Annotated in this window: 5 protein-coding genes; 2 read left to right on the top strand and 3 right to left on the bottom strand. The window is 37.7% G+C overall.

Translation table 11 applies throughout. The features are described from left to right. Together VFM80_RS13075 and VFM80_RS13070 are read left to right on the top strand one after the other, a co-directional pair. The coding region (locus tag VFM80_RS13075; protein ID WP_395072385.1) for a type II CAAX prenyl endopeptidase Rce1 family protein at nt 1-240 on the top strand (240 nt) is incomplete at its 5' end. 102 nt (nt 241-342) lie between these two features. Next, the gene (locus VFM80_RS13070; RefSeq protein WP_395072383.1) at nt 343-1,440 is read left to right on the top strand and encodes a DUF2914 domain-containing protein; all 1,098 of its coding nucleotides are present in this window, start codon (nt 343-345) and stop codon (nt 1,438-1,440) included. An 81-nt stretch (nt 1,441-1,521) separates the two neighbouring features. Here the strand turns inward: VFM80_RS13070 and VFM80_RS13065 are convergent, their stop codons facing one another. The 3 genes from VFM80_RS13065 to VFM80_RS13055 form a co-directional block, all read right to left on the bottom strand. Next, nucleotides 1,522-1,734, bottom strand: a complete 213-nt coding sequence (locus VFM80_RS13065; protein ID WP_395072381.1) for a helix-turn-helix transcriptional regulator — start codon at nt 1,732-1,734, stop codon at nt 1,522-1,524. 4 nt (nt 1,735-1,738) lie between these two features. After that, nucleotides 1,739-2,179: a hypothetical protein gene (locus VFM80_RS13060; RefSeq protein WP_395072379.1), complete on the bottom strand. Its 441-nt coding sequence runs from the start codon at nt 2,177-2,179 to the stop codon at nt 1,739-1,741. Nucleotides 2,180-2,290: 111 nt separating this feature from the next. After that, on the bottom strand, nt 2,291-2,570 hold a 280-nt coding region (locus tag VFM80_RS13055; RefSeq protein ID WP_395072377.1), incomplete at its 5' end, for a DUF3820 family protein.

Raw genomic sequence — 2,570 nt, 5'->3', positions numbered from 1 at the left:
TTATTTCGCGGAGCTATTCAGCCGTTGCTTGGAAATACGCTGACATCCATGATATTTATTTCCATCCATGGATATTTCAAATTCAGATCTCCTGCTCACATATTCTTTGGAGTTTTGATGTTTGGGTTAAGTTTTATGCTTGGGCTTTTATTCGAGCACGTTGGTTTGATCTCTGCTATGATTGCGCATACAATTTATGATCTGATCATGCTTCATGTTATTCAGAATAAAAACAACTAATCAATAACCTCCCCGTTTACTCCCATTACATACTTATTTCTTAATGGCTTTTACCAATCCTATCTTCACTTCGAGTAAATTTATCATTCACACTAACTAATAATGTTTAAAAAATTTCAAGCTTTTGTAAGGGCAAATCAGCGGTATTTACCGGTAGTATTTTTTATGATCGGTTTTTTATGGGATTCACTTACCCTGGGACGGATCGACCGCTTGTATGATCAGATTATTTTATGTACTTATCTTACTTCTCTTACACTATGTCTGTATCTGTTCAATCTTTCCGGTGATGATAAATGGAAGGGTACATTTTTTGAGAACTATGAAGATTATCTGCCTTTAGCTATTCAGTTTTTCCTTGGGGGATTATGCAGTGCGTATGTCATCTATTTTTCCCGAAGTGTTTCTATTTCGAAGACCATCAGCTTTTTCATTATTCTGTTGGTGTTGCTCTTTGCCAACGAGATGCTCAAAAAAAGGATCTCTAATAAATACCTGCAATTCGGTGCGTATTTTTTTGTGAATTTTACCTTCTTCGCCTTCTTTATCCCTATGATGGTAAATAGCATGAACACCTTTCTTTTCATGCTTTCAGGAACCATCAGTTTAGGAATTACGATGTCACTGATCATATATATCTACAACACAAGTCCATCCACACGAAAGGAAATCAGCATGGGGAAGATGTCCGGTTTGATTCTTGGGATATACTTCCTGATCAATACCTTCTACTTTTTTAATCTTATTCCTCCGGTACCTTTGGCGCTGGAATCTGGACTGGTAGCTCATAATGTTGAACGTAATCTTGAAACGGATGAATACTTTGTGACCTACGAACAAAATCCCTGGTATAAGATGTGGAGAGATAACCGTCATGAATTTTCATATGTACCGGGCTCTGATGTATATGTTTTTACGAGTATTTTTGCCCCTTCAAAACTCAGTGAATCGGTACTACATCGTTGGAAATGGTATAGCCCGCATACCAATCAATGGGAGGTAATAGATGAAATTGGATTTGAAATTACCGGCGGCCGTGAAGGAGGGTATCGGGGTTATACGGTTAAAAACAACATGATGGAGGGCGAGTGGAAAGTGGATGTAATAACTAATGACGGATTGGTTTTGGGGATAATCAACTTTGAAATAGATTCAACTTCAACAGCTCTGCCCAAACGATTGGGAACCCGGATTTTTTGATAAAAAGATCAGCGGCCATCCGTATCATTCGTGTTCAATTCCCATCCCAGTATCAAGAATACAATCGATGATAAATACTTATCACTTTTTATACTGAAAAACAACCTCAAGTGGTTTATCAAATGTATCTGCAATTTTAAAAGCTAGCTCCAGGGATGGAGAATATTTAGCGGCTTCAATCGCGTTGATGGTCTGCCGGGTTACCCCCACTTTTTCAGCCAATTGGGCCTGTGTCATTTCCCCGTTCAAAAACCTCAGCTTACGAATAGTATTTTCGATTCGTGTTTCTTCCATTGCATTATAACTTTTGATAATAATAAAGCATAGTGCTTTGCTTAACGATATTTGCCAAAAACAAAACAATAATTAAGGCATGAAATAAAGAGGCAGTGCCATACATAAATCCAGTAATGAGGCCTGAGGAAAAGAGTTTATCTAATGTCATTTGAACCAGTATCAATGCCACGGAAGCGTTGAAAAATAAATAGGCGTTTTTGAATCCTTTACCTGCAATTAATTCATCTCTTTCATCCTTATCTACGGTGTTATTTCTCTTGAATATGTCTAGTCCAATTTCTATGAAGAGGGTTAAGAAAAAAATCTTAATCACTAATGAACCAAGTTCAGTTTCAAGATTGTTAAAAGGTGCTGGCCAATCTAAGATCGAGATTATATAAAATATTAATATCGCCAGAGAGGAGACTAGGGAGGTCCAGGATAAAATTTCTTGTCTAGGCATAATTTTATAGAATTAGTTAGTGGTCAAAAGCTTTTTACGTAATGTAAAAAATATGTTACATATAAAATCAAAAAAATATCAAAGCCGTAATGAAAGTTAGAACTCGTCTCTTCAATAACGCGAATCTCTATGCTTCCGGATGATAGGCTTCAAAATATCATCCAGTCCGTTGGTTTTGATCTCAAACATAGTGGCTAAATATTGCCCCAGCTGTCCATTAGGCCAACCCTGCCGGGAAAACCATTCCAGGTAATGCACCGGCAAGCTCGTGATATACCAATCCTTGTATTGACCAAAGGGCATCTTGGTCTGCACCAGCTTTATAAGGAAGTTAGGATCGTGCATATACGTACATCGGGTCGCTGATCCGATGAGGGTTTTAATGGTTTGG

The sequence above is a fragment of the Gracilimonas sp. genome, from assembly GCF_035704785.1.
Taxonomy (GTDB): Bacteria; Bacteroidota; Rhodothermia; order Balneolales; family Balneolaceae; genus Gracilimonas.
The sequence above is the reverse complement of the archived record's forward strand: the minus strand, read 5'-3'. Positions and strand labels throughout refer to the sequence as shown.